Genomic DNA, 17,023 nt, shown 5'->3' on the forward strand with positions numbered 1-17,023 from the left:
TTTTTACATATTTTTCATCAAATGAACCATTCTTCTAAATTCATATACATATAACAGAACATTCGTTCTGTTTTTTTCTGCTATAACCAGCGAAAACTACCATTCTATTCTTTTTTTTCTTCCACACCTAATTCTTTCGTATATGCACCTACTTCTAAGTCAATTAATACCTTCTTACCTGGCTCAATTGTTTTTAAAATAAGCGGATAGGTTTCCATACGTTTTGCGAAATTTCGAATCGTAGTGCTCACTTCATAACCCTCATTCATATATAAAGTAAGATGATCTTCATTCGCATTCGTTGGTGAATAGCGAATTTCCGAAATAGATTTTAAAATAGCTGGTGTTAATTTTTCTAGTTCAGTGATTAACTCCTTCATTTTCTCTTCTTTAAAAGGTTCAAAAATCGGTGCTGCAACAGGAAGTTTTCCATTAGGTAGTACATCAAGCGTTTTTCCATTCTCTAATAACGGTTGTAATTTTCCCTCTTTATTTATATAACCAATCGTTAAATATTCTTCGATATGAATATCAATCTTGTTTGGAAAACGTTTTTTTACATTTACTGCTTTAATTTCTTTTCGCTTCGTTAAGTTTTCTTCAGCTTTATGTGCTGTCACTCGGAAATAACTTGTATCATATGTCACGCCCGAATCCTTCATTACTTGTTCATCCGTCATATAGTGATTTCCAAACACACTAATCTTTTTTATATTACTAAGCGGAGACCGAAAATAAATTAAAAAGAGCACTAATAAAAATAAAATTGATATGTATAAAATCAATCGATGATTAACATTTTTTTTGTTTTTTTTCTTTTGATTTTTCAATTTTGGTACACGATCTTGTAGTTTAATCACTTTACTATTATTCATGTACGATCCCCCTATGTAACATAAAGAACGGCATGTTCCTCATGCCGTTCTTATCTTCTTATTATAACATAAATGATAATGAGCGGAATGAATAACCGTTATCTTCCAATGATTTCTACTTCTGTGTGCATATCTACATCAAATTTATCCTTAATTGTATGTTTTATTAATTCAATTAAGGACAATACATCTTGCGCTGAAGCTCCCCCGGTATTAACAATAAAATTGCCATGCATTTCAGAAATTTGAGCTCCACCAATCCTATAACCACGAAGCCCTGCTTTTTCTACTAAATCTCCTGCAAAATGTGGGATTGGATTCCGAAATACACTTCCTGCACACGGATAATTCCATGGTTGCGTTTCACGGCGGTAATCTTTATTATTTTGCATGCTACGTACAATTTCTTCACGTTTTCCCGCCTGTAATTGAAACTCCGCCTCTAAAACAATACCAGGACGTTTCGTTTGCAATACAGATGCCCGATAAGAAAACTCCAGTTCTCTATTCGTTAACCAGTCAATTGTACCGTCTTCAAACAGAATGAGAGCCTTCGATAATACACTCGATATATCTGATTTATGTGCACCTGCATTCATATATACTGCACCACCGACACTTCCTGGAATACCGCTTGCAAACTCCAATCCAGCTAACCCTTGACGACTAAGTAAAGTTGACAATTTAATAAGAGGATATCCACTACCAACTCTTACCTTATGTTTTTCGACCTCTAAGTGATCTAATCCTTCTCCTAAACGAATAACAACACCTTCTATGCCTTGATCAGATACAAGAAGGTTTGAACCGCGCCCAATTACAGTCCACTTCGTTTTGTATTGCTTTACTAACTGTAATGTTTTTTCAATACCGGCTACATGCTTTGGCACAATTAAAATATCCGCTGGTCCACCTATTTTCATAGTTGTATAACGTGCTAACGACTCGTTAACTAAAACACGACCAACGTCTGCTTCTATAAGCTCATTTACTAATTGTTCCATAGACAATCTCCCCCATATTAAGTCTCCTTATGACAATAATATGCAGGGCGTTCACCTAACGTTATCCCTCTATTTACGGGCAGTACGACTCCTAAATCAAAATTCGGTAGAAACAAAGAAAGTAGGCGGAATCGGGATGCCCGTAAATATCCGATTAGTGAAGGGTAATAATCAATGAGAGAGAATCACTCCCCACTGATTAAAGCCTCACTTTATTTTTTTACAAGCTTATTCATTACTTCATACAGCTTATTTGCTGCATCTGGAATACCTAGTTGCTTAGCAGCTAGCTTCATATTTTGTAATGTTTGTGCATCTAATAAAATCTCATCAATATCACGAATAAGTGTTTCAGCTGTTAAATCTTTTTCAAGTAACATTTTTGCCGCTCCTTTATCAACAACTGAACGTGCATTCTTTTCCTGATGATTATTGGTTACATACGGACTCGGTATTAACACACTTGGTTTTCCTAACGCTGTTAATTCTGCAAGTGTTGTTGCCCCAGCCCTTGAAACAACAAGGTCTACACCAGTTAGTACCTCTGGCATATTATGAATGAACGGCTTAATAATAACATTGCTTGGGTTCCCTTTTTGCTTAACGGCTTCCATCACTTTGTCATAATGTACTTCACCTGTTACATATAGTATTTCGTAGCTTTTGTTCCCAAACTGTTCAATTGCTTCAACGAAGGCATCGTTAATCGGTCTAGCCCCACGACTTCCACCAAATATAAGTACAGACTTTTTAGGAAGAGAAAGCCCAACTGAACGTTTCCCTTTCATTCCATTTTGATCCATTACCTCTGATGCCCGCGGATTACCTGTCATTACCACTTTTGACTCTGGAAAATGCTCTATAGCTGCTTCAAAACAAACAGCAACTTTATTTACATAACGGCTTAAAAATTTATTCGTTACACCTGGTACACTATTTTGTTCGTGTACAATAGTTGGAATACCTAATTTGGCTGCAGCGTATACAACTGGCCCACATACATAGCCACCCGTTCCAATTACGATATCAGGATTAAAACGACGAATATATCGTTTACTATCCTGTACACCTTTTAGAAAACGCATTACTGTTTTCACATTATCTAATGATATTTTTCGTTTAAATCCACTTATAACAATAGATTGAAATGGTACACCTGCTTTTGGAACGATTGTACTCTCTAGTCCATTTTCCGTACCAATATATAAAAATCTTGCTTCTGGATTTAACTTTTTTATTTCTCTAATTAAAGCAAGAGCTGGATAAATATGACCACCAGTACCCCCACCACTCACTAATACACGCACTACTAACTCCTCCGCTTCTTATTTCCATTATATTTATTTCTATATACATATTGCATTTTTACACACATACGAAAAACCCTGTCTTATAAACAGGGTTTAGTAGCGAGAATGGCGACTTATATTTAATAATACACCTACTGCCATTAACATTAATGTCAAACTTGATCCACCATAACTTAAAAACGGCAAGGTAATACCCGTAACAGGCATCAGTCCTGTTACAACACCAACATTAATCATTACTTGAATCGCAATCATCGCCACAATACCTACTGCTAAAAACGTACCATATAAATCTGGCGCTCCTAATGCGATACGAATCCCGCGCCATAATAATAGACTAAATAATAATAACACAAATGAACCGCCAATAAAACCTAATTCCTCGGATAAGATTGCAAATATAAAGTCAGTTTGTGGTTCAGGTAAATAAAGGAATTTTTGTCTACTTTGTCCAAGTCCAAGCCCAAATAATCCACCAGGTCCAATTGCGAGTAATGATTGGATAATTTGAAATCCACTTCCGAGCGGATCTGACCACGGATCTAAATATGATGTAATGCGTTTCATTCGATACGGTGCTGATGCAATTAACCCTATAAATCCTGCTACACCAATCAAACCAAACATTGCAAAGTGAAAGACCCTCGCTCCCGAAATAAATATCATAATGATACATGTCCCAACCATTACCGTTCCTGTCCCAAGGTCTGGTTGTAACATAATCATCCCAAAAGCAAGAAACACAAAACTAAGTGCCGGTAATAAACCACGTTTAAAAGATGTAATCAATTTTTGCCGTTCTGCTAAAAACTTTGCCAAGAAAATAATCATCGCAAACTTCATAAATTCTGACGGTTGAATCGAAAATGCACCGATTCCAATCCAACTTCGTGCTCCTCCTCGAACAAGACCTACTCCAGGAATAAGAACGAGAATAAGAAGAATGAAGCAAACTAGCAAAATCACTTTTGAATACGTACGCCACACCCAATAATCAATTTTCATAATAAAAAACATAGCTACTACACCAAGACCCGCAAACAGTAATTGTCTCTTTGCAAAAAAGAATGAGTCCCCCATTTTATAAGAGGCCCAAACTGCACTCGCACTATAAACCATAATCATTCCGATTGTCAACAATGAAAGTGTTACGATGATGAGAATAAAATCAGGCGTTTTCTTCATTACCCACAAACACCACCTCTTTAGGCAGAACCTTTTGCCCTATGTAACAAAACATCAGTAGGTGTTAGCCTACTGATGTTTTGATTTACTTTATATAAGTTTATGCACAGCTTGTATAAAAATGTCTCCTCTTTCTTCAAATGTTTTAAATTGATCCCAGCTTGCACACGCTGGAGAAAGAAGAACGACATCACCATCTTTAGAATGAGCATAAGCTTTCACCACTGCTTCATCTAAAGTATCGACACTTTCAATTATATCTAATCCCGCTTTTTCTGCCGCTCTTACTAGTTTAGGAGCTGTTTGTCCAAATGTTACAATCGCTTTTACATTTTTGAAATACGGAATTAAATCATCGAATTCATTTCCTCGATCAAGCCCACCTGCTAGTAACACAATCGGTTGTGTAAACGCAGATAGTGCTTTCTCAGTCGCTAACATATTCGTTGCTTTTGAATCATTATAAAACTTACGGTTGTTAATCGTTGTTACATATTCCAAACGATGTTTTACACCCGTAAAACGTTTTAACACGACCGTAATTGCTTCATTAGAAGTACCTAATAATTTCGCAATACTCATCGCAGCTAAAATATTTTCTAGATTATGTTGACCAGGTAAAACGATATCGCTTACTTCAACAACTTTTTCACCTTTGAAATAAAGAGCGTTATCTTTTATACACGCGCCATCTTCAATTTCTTTCGTTGTCGAAAACAGGATTTTTTGACCTTTAGAATACGCAGACAAAGCCATCACATCTGCATCATCCGCATTTATTACACTATAATCATTTTCTGTTTGATTTTTAAAAATATTTGCTTTCGCTAAACCATATTCTTTCTTCGTCCCATGATAATCTAAGTGGGCCTCAAATAAATTTAAAAACGCAGCAATTTTAGGTTGGAACAATTCTACTCCCATCAATTGAAACGATGAAAGTTCTGTAACTACAACTTCATTTTCTTTTGCATCCTGTGCTACTTCACACGCTACAGTTCCAATGTTCCCTGCAATTACAGGATGCTTTTGTCCTTCTTTTAGCATTTCAAATGTCAGCATTGTCGTCGTCGTTTTACCGTTAGACCCCGTAATCCCAACAAATGGTGCTTCTGAAATACGATATGCTAATTCAACTTCCGTAACAATCGGAATTTGCTTTTCTTTCGCAGCAACTAGTATTTGATTAGAATACGGGATTCCTGGATTTTTTACTACAAGAGAAATATTTCTCTCTAATAATTCTAAAGGATGTCCACCGCATACAACGTCCATTCCTTTTGCTTGTAATTCTGCAGCAAGTACATTCTCTGCTAAAGGCTTTCCGTCATTTACAATAACATTTGCCCCTAACTTTTGTAACAATGTAGCTGCTGCATAACCACTTTTTGCAATGCCTAATACAAGAATATTCTTATTTTGAAATTCAGTTACAGTTTTCAATTACATCCACACCCCGATATAAATTCCTAACACAGCTAATAAAAATCCTGCAGACCAAAACGTCACAACAACACGCCACTCTGACCAACCACATAATTCATAATGATGGTGTAATGGACTCATTTTAAAGACACGTTTTCCTGTTGTTTTAAATGAAATGACCTGAATGATAACCGATAAAGTTTCCATTACGAATACTCCGCCAATAATTACAAGTAGCAATTCTTGTTTTAATAAAATCGCTACAGCTGCAATGGCTCCACCTAAAGCTAATGAACCTGTATCTCCCATAAACACTTTTGCTGGATTCGCATTGAATACTAAAAATCCAAGTACAGCTCCTACAACTGCCATACAGAATATCGCTACTCCAAATTGCTCTTGTGCCACAGCAATAATACTAAATGCTCCAAATGCAATAGCAGCTGTTCCTGATAATAAACCATCTAAACCGTCAGTTAAGTTAACTGCATTCGATCCACCAATAAGCATAAATAGTACAAGTACAAAATACGCCCAACCTAATTCAAACTTAACATCCGTTCCTGGAATCATGATGTATGTGTGGAACGCTTGCCCTTTTCCAATTAAAAAGAATGCAATAGCAATAACAAGCTGACCTACTAATTTTTGTTTTGATGTTAAACCAAGATTTCTCTTCTTAACTACCTTTATGTAGTCATCTAAAAATCCGATCAATCCGTAACCAAATGTCACTAATAGTAATAACGAAACCTCTGCACCTAAATGATTAAACTTAATCGCCATAATAAGTGAAGTTACCATCATAGATACGTATATGACGATACCACCCATTGTCGGTGTCCCTGATTTTTTTTGATGTGACTTCGGTCCCTCATCACGAATACTCTGTCCGAACTTTAATTTTCTTAAAAATGGAATAAACAATGGCGAAAGGGCAACAGAAATTAAGAATGCTACCCCAGCCGTTACTAATAAACCTTGCTCAAGCACATGTAGTCCTCCTCTCACGTTGTTACTCTTCGTTGTTTAAACGCCCTGTAATTGCTTCTTTTGCAACTTCACGATCATCAAAATGATGAACTTCTTTACCAATAATTTGATACGTTTCATGACCCTTACCAGCAATAATAATGATATCATCTGCTTTCGCTTTAGCGATTGCATGGTGTATCGCTTCTTTTCTATCAATAATCACTTCATAATTATTTCCACGTGCACCATGTACCATATCATCTAAAATAACCGCTGGATCTTCACTTCTTGGATTATCTGATGTGTAAATTGCATGAGTTGCATATTTTGTTGCAACACTTGCCATTATCGGTCTCTTCGTCCGGTCCCTATCGCCGCCACAACCAACGATACAATACACATCACCTTTTGCAAATTGTTTTGCAGTTTTTAATACATTTTCTAAACTATCCGGCGTATGTGCGTAATCAACAATAACTGTATAATTTTGCCCTCCATCAACAACTTCAAAACGCCCTGGAACCCCAGCTAGTTCCTTTATAACAGCAATGATTGTTTCTAATTTCACACCCGAAACAAGTCCTGCTGCTGTTGCTGCAAGTACGTTATATACATTAAATTTACCTATTAATTTCATCGTAACATTTACACTTTCATATGGTGTGACAAGCGTAAATGTAGTCCCGCCACTCGTCATAACGATATTTTTTGCCATAATGTCACTTGTTGTATCAATACCATATGTTACAACTGTTGCTGCAGTACTTCTCATATACTCTTCTGTTACATTATCATCGCTATTCAACACAGCGTACTTTTCACGATTATGATTATAACTATTGCCAAGCTGTGCAAATAGTAACCCTTTTGCATGTTTATATTCTTCCATCGTTTTATGATAGTCTAAATGATCTTGTGTTAAATTCGTAAACACCGCTACATCGTAATCACATCCGTGTACACGACCAAGATCTAACGCATGTGACGAGACCTCCATTACCGTGCTGTCCACACCTTGTTCAACCATTTTTGAAAACGTCTGTTGAAGTGTTAGTGCATCTGGTGTTGTATTTTTCACCTCAAATGTTTCATCACCGATTTTCATATTAATCGTTCCAATTAGCCCTGTTTTATGACCATGCGCTCGCATAATCTCATCCATAATATGCGATGTTGTTGTCTTTCCATTTGTACCTGTAATTCCGATTAAATGTAACTTGTGTGTCGGTTGACCATAAAAATAATCAGCTAAAACCGCTAACGAACGAAAAGTATTTTTCACAAGTACAACTGGAACGTCAACATCAATTGGTCTTTCCGCAACAATAGCAGCCGCTCCTTGTGCCGCTGCTTGCTTAGCAAAATCATGGCTATCAACCGTATATCCTTTCATACATACAAATAAGCTTCCCTCTTTCACTTTACGTGAATCAGCTTCTATAGATGTGATTTCTGGATTTTCTTTTGGAACAACTGGAAAATCATGCAAACATGATACAAGTGTATGCAACTTCATTTCACTAAACCCTCTCTACATTGTTTATTTATCTTTTTTCAGTAAGCAACACATTACCTCCTATATAAGGAGGTAAGTGCTACTGACCTATTTATGAATGAGACACTTACTGTCTCAAATTAAGTAACTGTTCTATAAAGAACTCACTTCCACCAATTGTACCATAAAACGTACTATGTTACCTTTAATTCCCGAAGTAAATTCTAATTTTTGAGCCTTCTTTTACTTTAGCTCCCGCTTCTGGTGATTGTTTAATTACTTTCTCTCCATCTCCACTTATATCAAGCTTCAAATCGACGAGTTGTGTTTGTAAGTCTTTCTTTTTCATTCCAATTAAATTCGGAACTTCTACAGTTGGTGTATCGCCCCATTTATATTCTTTCTCAACTTGTTCTTTTCTCGGTTTCACTCCCATAACAGGAAGCGCATCTCGAAGGATATTCCCGACAATTGGAGCTGCTACCACTCCACCAAACTGTGTAACCCCTTTTGGATTATCAACAGCTACATACACAACAATCTCTGGATCATCCGCTGGAGCAAATCCGATAAAAGATACTATATAATTATTCTCTAAATATTTACCATCTTTCACCTTTTGAGCAGTACCCGTTTTTCCACCTACACGATACCCATCAATATAAGCACCTTTACCAGAACCTTTCGCTACAACATTCTCTAATGCATAACGAACTTTTTCTGAAGTTTCCTTGGAAATAACTTTTCTTTTCTCAACAGGTGTCTTTTTACTAACAACTTGATTATTTTTCGGATCAATAAACTCCTTAGCTATATACGGCTGATACAATGTTCCACCATTTACAGCCGCCGCTACAGCTGCTACTTGTTGAATCGGTGTAACAGAAACCCCTTGGCCGAATGAAGTTGTTGCTTGCTCTACTGGACCAACTTTATCTAAATTAAATAAAATCCCACTGCCTTCACCTTGCAAGTCAATTCCAGTCTTCTGCCCAAAACCAAAATTACGAATGTATTTAAATAATCGGTCTTTACCAAGGCGATCACCAAGTTCAATAAATCCCGGGTTACATGAGTTTTGAACGACTTCTAAAAACGTTTGACTGCCATGACCTCCTGCTTTCCAGCATTTCAATCTAGCTCCACCTACTTCAGCTGCTCCATCATCATAAAACGTATCCTTCTCTAAGTCTACTAAATTTTCATTCAATGCTGCAGCTAATGTAATGATCTTAAATGTTGAACCAGGCTCATACGTACTCCATACAGGTAGATTTCTGTTATACACTTCTGGAGAGACACTTTGAAAATCCGCTGGGTCAAAACTCGGTCGACTAGACATGCCTAAAATTTCACCATTTTTAGGATTCATTGCAATCGCAATCATACCGTCAGGATTATAAGTTGACTCCGCAATATTCATTTCTCTTTCCATAATCCTTGTAATACGCGCATCGATTGTTAATCCTAAATTTAAACCAGCTTCTGGTTTTTTGAAATCATCACCAACATTAGGCATCCTTTGTCCTTTCGCATCTGCAAAAAAACGCACATGACCTTTGTCCCCATTTAGCTCTTTATCATAATATTTCTCTAGTCCCATAAGACCTTGGTTATCGCTACCTGCAAAACCTAATACATGTGATAAAAAGTTTCCAAATGGATAGTACCGGATAGAATCCTCTGCGATATACACGCCCTTCAAACTTAATCCTCGTACTTCTTTCGCTTTGTCATGTGATATTTTCCTTCCGCCTTTATCTAACCTTACAATTGATTCTTTTTTTGTAATCCTTTTATAAATCTCATCTTTTTCCACACCTAATACTGCAGCTAACTTCTCTGCAGTCTCTGCTGGTTTTTCAATTTGCCTCGGTACAACAAAGACAGTTGGAGCACTTTTATTCGTGGCAAGTTCCACACCATTTCGGTCTAAAATTTTCCCACGTTCGGGTTCAAAAGTAATATTACGACTCCATGAATCTTTCGCACGATCCGTTAACATATTCCCAAGAAAAAATTGCACATATCCAAGACGAATATCGATAATAGTGAAAATAAGTATACCTGATATAAGTATAAAAATAAGTCGTTTTCTAACTGTTACATTTGATACACGCATATCGGAACAAGCCTCCCTTACGCCTAGCTTGTTCCAATATATGCTTGTACTTATTTAATTAGAACTTATTCTCTTTTACCATTACGGCTTTTCTGCTTCTTGCTGTGGTTCGAGTGGCGGTACGAGTGTGACACCTAATTCTGTACCAGGTTGTAATAATGTTCCTTCCGCCACACTTTGTTCTGTTACGTATCCTGTACCAGAAGGTTTCAAGTTAAGCTGTAATGTCTTCGCTAAATTCATAACATCACGCAGTGCCCATCCTTGTATATTTGGCATTGTAGGCTTATCTCCTACCAAGAAGACTCGGTCGCCTTTTAATGTTTGTTCAGTCGCTTTTGGTACTTGTTGCTGTACTTTCCCTTCACCTAGTACGATTGGACGAAGTTTTGCTTTATCAATCGCTTTCCCCGCTTCAGCCATCGTTTTACCAGTTACATCTGGAACAGTAGTTTGTTGTTCTTTCAGATGTTTTTTCGGATCTTTCACTTCATTTGGCTTAATCTTTAAATACTCTAAACTATTTTTTGTTACATATTTAAAAATATCAGCTAAAGGTTGTGCACCGTTCTCATCATCTTTTAATTTCGGCTGTTTAACAGCTACATACACAACAAGTTGTGGATCGTCCATTGGTGCCATACCTAAGAATGAGAATATATAATTCTGTCTTCCTGTCATATAGCCCCCTTTTCCATCCGGAATTTGCGCTGTACCTGTTTTACCACCAACTGAATATCCATCAATTTTATAAGCTGTCCCTGTACCTTTCGGAGATGTAACAACACGTTCTAATAACTGTCTTACTTGCGCTGCTGTTTCCTTTGTAACAGGTTTTCCTACTTCTTCTGGCTTATGTTCTAATTTTACTTTGTCTGTTATTGGGTCTACAATTTTATCAATTGCATAAGGTTTCATCATTTTTCCATCATTTGCAATGGCCGTTGCAGCTTGTACAAGCTGAATTGGTGTTACAGTGGAACCTTGTCCAAAAGCTGTTGTCACTTGTTGTATTTGCTGATCAAATAAAATTGTATTCGATCCTTCACCTGATAAATCAATGTTCGTTTTTTCATCTAATCCAAAACTATGAATATATTTTCGGAAACGTTCTGGACCAAGTTTTTGATCTCCTAAAATTGCAAACGCTACGTTTGAAGAACGCTCTACCCCTTCATCAAACGTGATAGAGCCCCAACCAGCACCGCCGTTATGATCTTTTATTTTCCTATTTCCGACTTGATATGTCCCAGATTGATAATAATCTTGTCCTTTGTACACACCTTCATTAATAGCTGCCGCTAACGTGAAAATTTTCATTGTTGATCCAGGTTCAAATGCATTGGCAATTGCGTCATTGAAGAAATATTTAATTTGGCGATCATTAGGGTCATAACTAGGTTTAGTAGACATCGCTAATATTTTTCCGGTTTTCGGATCTGCAACAATCCCTATTAAACTTTCTGGCTCATATTGCTTACTTGCTGCTTTCATCGCATCTTCTAAATAACTTTGGACACGTTGATCAATTGTCAAATACGCGTTATCTCCATTTTTAGGTGCCTTTACATTAACTTTTCCACCATCAAGGGACACACCTTTACGATCACCTGTATATGCTACTTCTCCATTGGAAGCACTTAAGTATTTATCCAAGCTTTTCTCTATGCCAAATTGACCTACCGAGGTTCCATTCTCATTTGGTTTTGCATGACCTATAACGTAAGATGCAAAATCACCGTTTGGATACACCCTTGCATTTTCTGTAATAAAAGATATTCCCGGCAACTTCAACGCTTCTATTTGTTCCTTCTTTTCTTTCGTCAAATCCTTACCTAACGTTCCAAATTCGACTTGACTTCTACCTTCCTTATTTAAAGAAGCTAAAATATCCTCTTCGCCTTTTCCAAGTACTCCTGCAATTTCCTTTGCAGTATCTTCTTTATTCTCAACAGAGTTAGCTCCTTTTAGCGCAGCTACTATTTTATAAGAGTTTGCGTCTTGCGCTAACACATGACCGTTTTGATCATAAATAGTTCCTCGGTTCGCTTCAAGAACTCCTTTTTTACTATGCTTTTGTTTAGCAAGTGCATCTAAATCCTGATTATGAACTGTTCCTGTTGATTGTATGTAAAAAAATCGGGCTAATAACAGCAAAAAGAGCAGGAGGAAAAATATCATAAAATAACCTGCTCCCTTATTGGTATGAAATTTAGTCATATTCTTCTTCATCGTTCCTTCACACCTATTGCCTTATTTGAGGCCTTTCACATTATTCGCATTAATTTCTAGCCCGTGTTTTTTTGCAACTTCAGCGATTCGTTCATAGCGACTTAACTTCTCTACTTCAGCTTGTAATTCTTGATTTTCTTTTTGCTGCTGTACAATTTTTTCTTCTATCGTCGCTGCTTCTACATTAACTTGATAAAGGCCTGCTTTATTTCCAATAAACGCGACACAGGCATACAATAAAAAGCCAATAAACGCTACATACAACAGTTTTTCGATTCTTGTAATTTTCGCTTTAATCTTCGGCTTAGCCATCTGCTGTGGGGGCGTTTGAATTTGCACCTCTTCTTGCGCTTGTTGTTTGTACTTTACAGCTAAATTAGTCATACCTCTCTCTCCCTTTTATCGTTTTTCAGCGATTCTCAACTTCGCAGAACGCGCACGATTATTTTCTTCTAGCTCTATATCAGAAGGTAAAATCGGTTTTCTTGTAATAAGCTTTAATTTCGGCTTAAATTCATCAGGAATAATCGGTAATCCTGGCGGCAATTGTGGCGTTGTACTATTTCGCTTAAACGTTGTTTTACAAATACGATCTTCTAATGAATGGAATGTTATAACACTAACCCTTCCACCTGGCTTAACCATCTCAATAGCAGATTCCAATGCTTCTTCAAATACTTTTAATTCATCATTTACAGCTATACGAATTGCCTGAAACACTCGCTTAGCAGGATGCCCACCCGTTCTACGAGCTGGAGCCGGAATACCTTCTTTAATTAGCTCTACTAATTCTCCTGTCGTTTCAATAGCTTTATTCTCACGATAAGCTTCAATTTTTCTTGCAATTTGTTTTGAAAATTTTTCTTCACCGTATTGGAAGAAAATCCTTACAAGTTGTTCATATGACCAGCTATTTACAACATCATACGCTGTTAATGGGGCATCTTGATCCATCCGCATATCTAGCGGTGCATCATGATGATAACTAAAGCCTCGTTCTGGTGTATCTAATTGTGGGGATGAAACACCTAAATCAAATAAAATACCGTCTACTTCTGTTATACCTATTTCCTGCAGTTTTTCAGCTAAATAACGGAAGTTACTCTTTACTGTTATAAACTGTTCACCGTATGAAGAGAACTTTTCTTTCGCGTTTTGAATCGCTATCTCATCTTGATCAAACGCTATTAATTTTCCACCTTCAGTTAATTGGGATAATAAATAAGAACTATGTCCTCCTCCCCCCAGTGTACAATCTACATATGTACCATCTGGCTTTATATCTAAGCCGTCTACTGTTTCCTTTAAAAGCACTGTTACGTGTTTAAACATTGTTGCACCTACTCTTTTTCCAATTAATTATGTTGAATGTATCCCTTCCTCTAAACACATATTTCACGCTTAGAGAATGAAATAATACGAAAGAACGACTCATTTAACTTACCAACAAAGGCAACATACTATACAAATCGCTATTTTCTTTTATTATATACTAAATTTTATCATCTTTTGCGGGAATTTAAATAAAAAACTGTCGAAAAAGCGAATAATACGTTTACATTTTGTGCTATTTTGTCATATATTTAAGTATCCAGCACAATTACCATATCCAACATTTTTTGATTGATAATTCAGAAAAAAATCACTTCACAGTAAATTCAACGGAATAAAAATAAAATCCTGCTCCAAAGAGCAAGATTTTATAGTTTTATAACATGATGTTTTCCGTCCCAAGAAAAAGGGTTTTCCATTACACGATCAACGAAATCCAAACCAAACTGATTTAAATAATAACATACATTCCACACACGTTCTTGTGGTGCACCTAATGGACGAAGTGCGAATTGTATACGACGGAATTTATTTAGCTGAACCTCATACTTTTTCTCAACATTTCTTTTCAACATTCTTTCCAGCAGTTCAATTTGTTCATTAATTTTCAATTCGTTTTTCCCTGCAAACGCACCTAACCCTGGCTCTATTTTCTTTACAAATTGCTGTAAAGATGTATGAATATCAGCAATTTCTTTTTTCGCCTTTTCAAAATGATCATCAATCGGTTCCTCTATTTGATTGGACAACCAGTTTTCACGCAATTTATCGACATCATTTAAAAATGGATCACTTTCTCTCAATTGCAAATCAAATAAATCTGTCGCTATATCTCTCTCCATATAAGTAATTGTAAGACGAGGAACGACAGGTGGCATTTGAAAACCGACAGTATGGAATACTTGTTGTAATTCACTCCAATAAGCTAATTCTCCTGGACCTCCAATAAATGCGAGCGTAGGAAATACATACTCTTGCATAAGAGGACGTGTTACAACGTTATTACTAAAACGCGCCGGATTTCTCTCCATCTCTTCAATCAATTCTTCGTATGAAAAGGAATGCGCCCCATCCTTTCCAACAAACTTACCTTGATGCTCTTCAAGCAATACTCGTTCATTATTTATTTCCATGAATATATGCACTGCATGAGACTTCGTTTCAATAATCGGTTTGTATCCTAGTTCTTTAATTACTTCCTGCTGATTTCGAAGGCCCTCTTGTACCTCTTTATACTTACTTATAACTCGCTTAAAAAATGGAATTTCTAACTTTCTTAATTCAGGATGATGTGAATCAACAAGGATTAAACCAGAATTAGCAAAGATTTTCGTAATAAGATGAGCAAAGAAATCTACATACGTATTCGATTTTTTCAAAGCATCATCAACAAATTTTAATACATCCTTTGTAAAATTTGTTTCTGGGTATGTTTTAAAAATCTCTTCAATCCAATTTCTACAATCTTCAACAGAAAGTTCAGACTCAGAAGCACTCGCCTTTTTCGGATTACGGTCATAAAAAATTGTTTTTTTCAACTTTTTATTTTTTGCTACGAAAGTATGGTTAATCTCATCCATATCATGGTCTTCACCCGCAATCCAGAAGACAGGGACAACTTTAACTCCTAAACTTACTTCCTTTTCCTTTGCAAGCTGTAAAATTGAAATAACTTTATGAATTGTATAAAGCGGTCCAGTTAATAACCCCGCTTGTTGTCCAGCTATAACAACATATGTATTTTCATCTCCAAGCGCTTTTACATTTTGAATTGTAGATTCTCCCGCTTGTAATTTTGTATTATATTCTAATAAATGCGCTACTAAATCTTGGCGGAAAAACTCCCTTTCACGCAAATCATGTAAACGTTGTTTAAAAGCATCTTCTGTTAACACATAATCAAAACATGACTGTATCTCTTTTTTACCGTTCATATAGTCCGCTACAACACCTTGTTGCGGAACAGAGATTTCTTTTATCTCCATATAATTCTTCCTTTCGTATCCAGTTCTCTCACCAATCCACATTGTAGTCAATGTTTCACGTAAAAGCAAAGAATAACACTTATACTCTTGTTTCTAAACCTTTTATTGCATCGAACAAAAATTGAAGTGTCGGAGCTGTTCGTTGCTGTTTCTTAGCTTCTTCTAATACATATCCAACAATCGCATTAATTTCCGTCTGTCTATTCGCTCTTACATCCGCTAACATAGAGGATGTATTACGAGACGTTCCTTCACACACATTTCGTACCATTTGCCATATCATTTCTTTTTCTCCTCTAATAAGAAATGCGACCTCCTGGAACACTTGCTCCATCATTTGATAAAAAAAACGATTCGTGATTAATTCACCATTCTTAACTCCCAATAATGCTGTCAACGGATTGATACATACATTTACTACTAATTTTTTGTGCATAATCTCTTCCCAATCCGTTTCTATTTGAACTGGAAAATAAGCAACAGGAAAATAATTGAATATTTTTTTAAAATGTATAGATTGACCACAAACCACTCCAAATTTTGTTACCCCTATCCCAGTATGATGAACGATATGCCCTCCCTCTTTTTTCGCACCATGTTCTACAATACCAACAGCTATATTTTCACTCCCTATGTTCAGCATCTTTTGAAGATGCGACATTCCGTTTTGCAAAAAGATTAATGATGATGCCCCTTCCACAAACGGTAGTATGTCATCTATATGATATTGCTTCACAGCAACAAATATATAATCTAAATTTTGCGCTACCATACTTTCTATCGGTAAAACAGATGGATATACTGTTTCACATCTTCCATCTCTAATACAAGTTACACCTGTTTCCTTCAATTCTTCCGCCTGCTTAGCCGTCCTAGTAAACAACGTAACATCTTGGTTATTTTTTTGTAAATAAAATGTATACAATAGACCAATAGCACCTGGTCCGACAATTCCAATTTTCATTTTCACACAAGGAATTCACATTAAGTGCCCTTGCCTTCCCCCCTTTATATCTTTTTAAAGCACATGAGCACGCCCTATAATTCCGCTGTCCTTTGCCCAACAAATACACTCTCATTTTT

General features: G+C 36.4%; 13 protein-coding genes. All 13 read right to left on the bottom strand.

All coding sequences use genetic code 11. The features are described 5' to 3' along the window. Nucleotides 1-104: 104 nt before the first annotated feature. The 13 genes from divIB to panE all read right to left on the bottom strand — a co-directional run bounded on the left by divIB (nucleotide 105) and on the right by panE (nucleotide 16,904). The gene (divIB, locus tag F3I02_RS11305; protein ID WP_001065790.1) at nucleotides 105-875 is read right to left on the bottom strand and encodes a cell division protein DivIB; all 771 of its coding nucleotides are present in this window, start codon (nucleotides 873-875) and stop codon (nucleotides 105-107) included. 98 nt (nucleotides 876-973) lie between these two features. Beyond that, nucleotides 974-1,879, bottom strand: coding sequence for a UDP-N-acetylmuramate dehydrogenase (gene murB / locus F3I02_RS11310; protein WP_000437029.1), 906 nt, complete (start codon nucleotides 1,877-1,879; stop codon nucleotides 974-976). A 212-nt stretch (nucleotides 1,880-2,091) separates the two neighbouring features. Next, nucleotides 2,092-3,186 (bottom strand): undecaprenyldiphospho-muramoylpentapeptide beta-N-acetylglucosaminyltransferase, encoded by a 1,095-nt coding sequence (gene murG, locus F3I02_RS11315; RefSeq protein ID WP_001265422.1) that lies wholly within the window; start codon nucleotides 3,184-3,186, stop codon nucleotides 2,092-2,094. Between the two features lie 96 nt (nucleotides 3,187-3,282). Next, on the bottom strand, nucleotides 3,283-4,374 hold the full coding sequence (spoVE, locus tag F3I02_RS11320) for a stage V sporulation protein E (RefSeq protein ID WP_000753519.1): 1,092 nt from the start codon (nucleotides 4,372-4,374) through the stop codon (nucleotides 3,283-3,285). Nucleotides 4,375-4,464: 90 nt separating this feature from the next. Beyond that, nucleotides 4,465-5,817, bottom strand: a complete 1,353-nt coding sequence (gene murD / locus F3I02_RS11325; protein ID WP_000860130.1) for a UDP-N-acetylmuramoyl-L-alanine--D-glutamate ligase — start codon at nucleotides 5,815-5,817, stop codon at nucleotides 4,465-4,467. After that, complete coding sequence (gene mraY / locus F3I02_RS11330; protein ID WP_000893057.1) at nucleotides 5,818-6,792, bottom strand: phospho-N-acetylmuramoyl-pentapeptide-transferase; 975 nt, start codon at nucleotides 6,790-6,792, stop codon at nucleotides 5,818-5,820. Nucleotides 6,793-6,814: 22 nt separating this feature from the next. Further along, nucleotides 6,815-8,290, bottom strand: coding sequence for a UDP-N-acetylmuramoyl-L-alanyl-D-glutamate--2,6-diaminopimelate ligase (gene murE, locus F3I02_RS11335; RefSeq protein ID WP_000766317.1), 1,476 nt, complete (start codon nucleotides 8,288-8,290; stop codon nucleotides 6,815-6,817). A 184-nt stretch (nucleotides 8,291-8,474) separates the two neighbouring features. Continuing rightward, nucleotides 8,475-10,391: a stage V sporulation protein D gene (locus F3I02_RS11340; RefSeq protein WP_001266234.1), complete on the bottom strand. Its 1,917-nt coding sequence runs from the start codon at nucleotides 10,389-10,391 to the stop codon at nucleotides 8,475-8,477. 81 nt (nucleotides 10,392-10,472) lie between these two features. Continuing rightward, entirely contained in the window at nucleotides 10,473-12,623 is a 2,151-nt protein-coding gene (locus tag F3I02_RS11345) for a penicillin-binding protein (RefSeq protein ID WP_483862135.1), read from the bottom strand. Nucleotides 12,624-12,644: 21 nt separating this feature from the next. Then, a complete protein-coding gene (gene ftsL / locus F3I02_RS11350) occupies nucleotides 12,645-13,007 on the bottom strand; it encodes a cell division protein FtsL (protein WP_196478007.1) in 363 nt (120 codons plus the stop codon). Nucleotides 13,008-13,022: 15 nt separating this feature from the next. Beyond that, nucleotides 13,023-13,955: a 16S rRNA (cytosine(1402)-N(4))-methyltransferase RsmH gene (gene rsmH / locus F3I02_RS11355; RefSeq protein ID WP_000472508.1), complete on the bottom strand. Its 933-nt coding sequence runs from the start codon at nucleotides 13,953-13,955 to the stop codon at nucleotides 13,023-13,025. 368 nt (nucleotides 13,956-14,323) lie between these two features. Further along, nucleotides 14,324-15,940: a bacillithiol biosynthesis cysteine-adding enzyme BshC gene (gene bshC, locus F3I02_RS11360; RefSeq protein ID WP_000403070.1), complete on the bottom strand. Its 1,617-nt coding sequence runs from the start codon at nucleotides 15,938-15,940 to the stop codon at nucleotides 14,324-14,326. A 79-nt stretch (nucleotides 15,941-16,019) separates the two neighbouring features. After that, nucleotides 16,020-16,904, bottom strand: coding sequence for a 2-dehydropantoate 2-reductase (panE, locus tag F3I02_RS11365; RefSeq protein ID WP_002164156.1), 885 nt, complete (start codon nucleotides 16,902-16,904; stop codon nucleotides 16,020-16,022). Nucleotides 16,905-17,023 lie beyond the last annotated feature (119 nt).

It is taken from the genome of Bacillus sp. SRB3LM, from assembly GCF_015712745.1.
GTDB classification, from domain to species: domain Bacteria; phylum Bacillota; class Bacilli; order Bacillales; family Bacillaceae_G; genus Bacillus_A; species Bacillus_A thuringiensis_K.

Excerpts from the sequence above, each read along its gene's own strand:
- divIB (WP_001065790.1), bottom strand. The coding sequence starts at position 875 with ATGAATAATAGTAAAGTGATTAAACTACAAGATCGTGTACCAAAATTG.
- murB (WP_000437029.1), bottom strand. The coding sequence starts at position 1,879 with ATGGAACAATTAGTAAATGAGCTTATAGAAGCAGACGTTGGTCGTGTT.
- spoVE (WP_000753519.1), bottom strand. The coding sequence starts at position 4,374 with ATGAAGAAAACGCCTGATTTTATTCTCATCATCGTAACACTTTCATTG.
- murE (WP_000766317.1), bottom strand. The coding sequence starts at position 8,290 with ATGAAGTTGCATACACTTGTATCATGTTTGCATGATTTTCCAGTTGTT.
- F3I02_RS11340 (WP_001266234.1), bottom strand. The coding sequence starts at position 10,391 with ATGCGTGTATCAAATGTAACAGTTAGAAAACGACTTATTTTTATACTT.
- F3I02_RS11345 (WP_483862135.1), bottom strand. The coding sequence starts at position 12,623 with ATGAAGAAGAATATGACTAAATTTCATACCAATAAGGGAGCAGGTTAT.
- ftsL (WP_196478007.1), bottom strand. The coding sequence starts at position 13,007 with ATGACTAATTTAGCTGTAAAGTACAAACAACAAGCGCAAGAAGAGGTG.
- rsmH (WP_000472508.1), bottom strand. The coding sequence starts at position 13,955 with ATGTTTAAACACGTAACAGTGCTTTTAAAGGAAACAGTAGACGGCTTA.
- bshC (WP_000403070.1), bottom strand. The coding sequence starts at position 15,940 with ATGGAGATAAAAGAAATCTCTGTTCCGCAACAAGGTGTTGTAGCGGAC.
- panE (WP_002164156.1), bottom strand. The coding sequence starts at position 16,904 with ATGAAAATTGGAATTGTCGGACCAGGTGCTATTGGTCTATTGTATACA.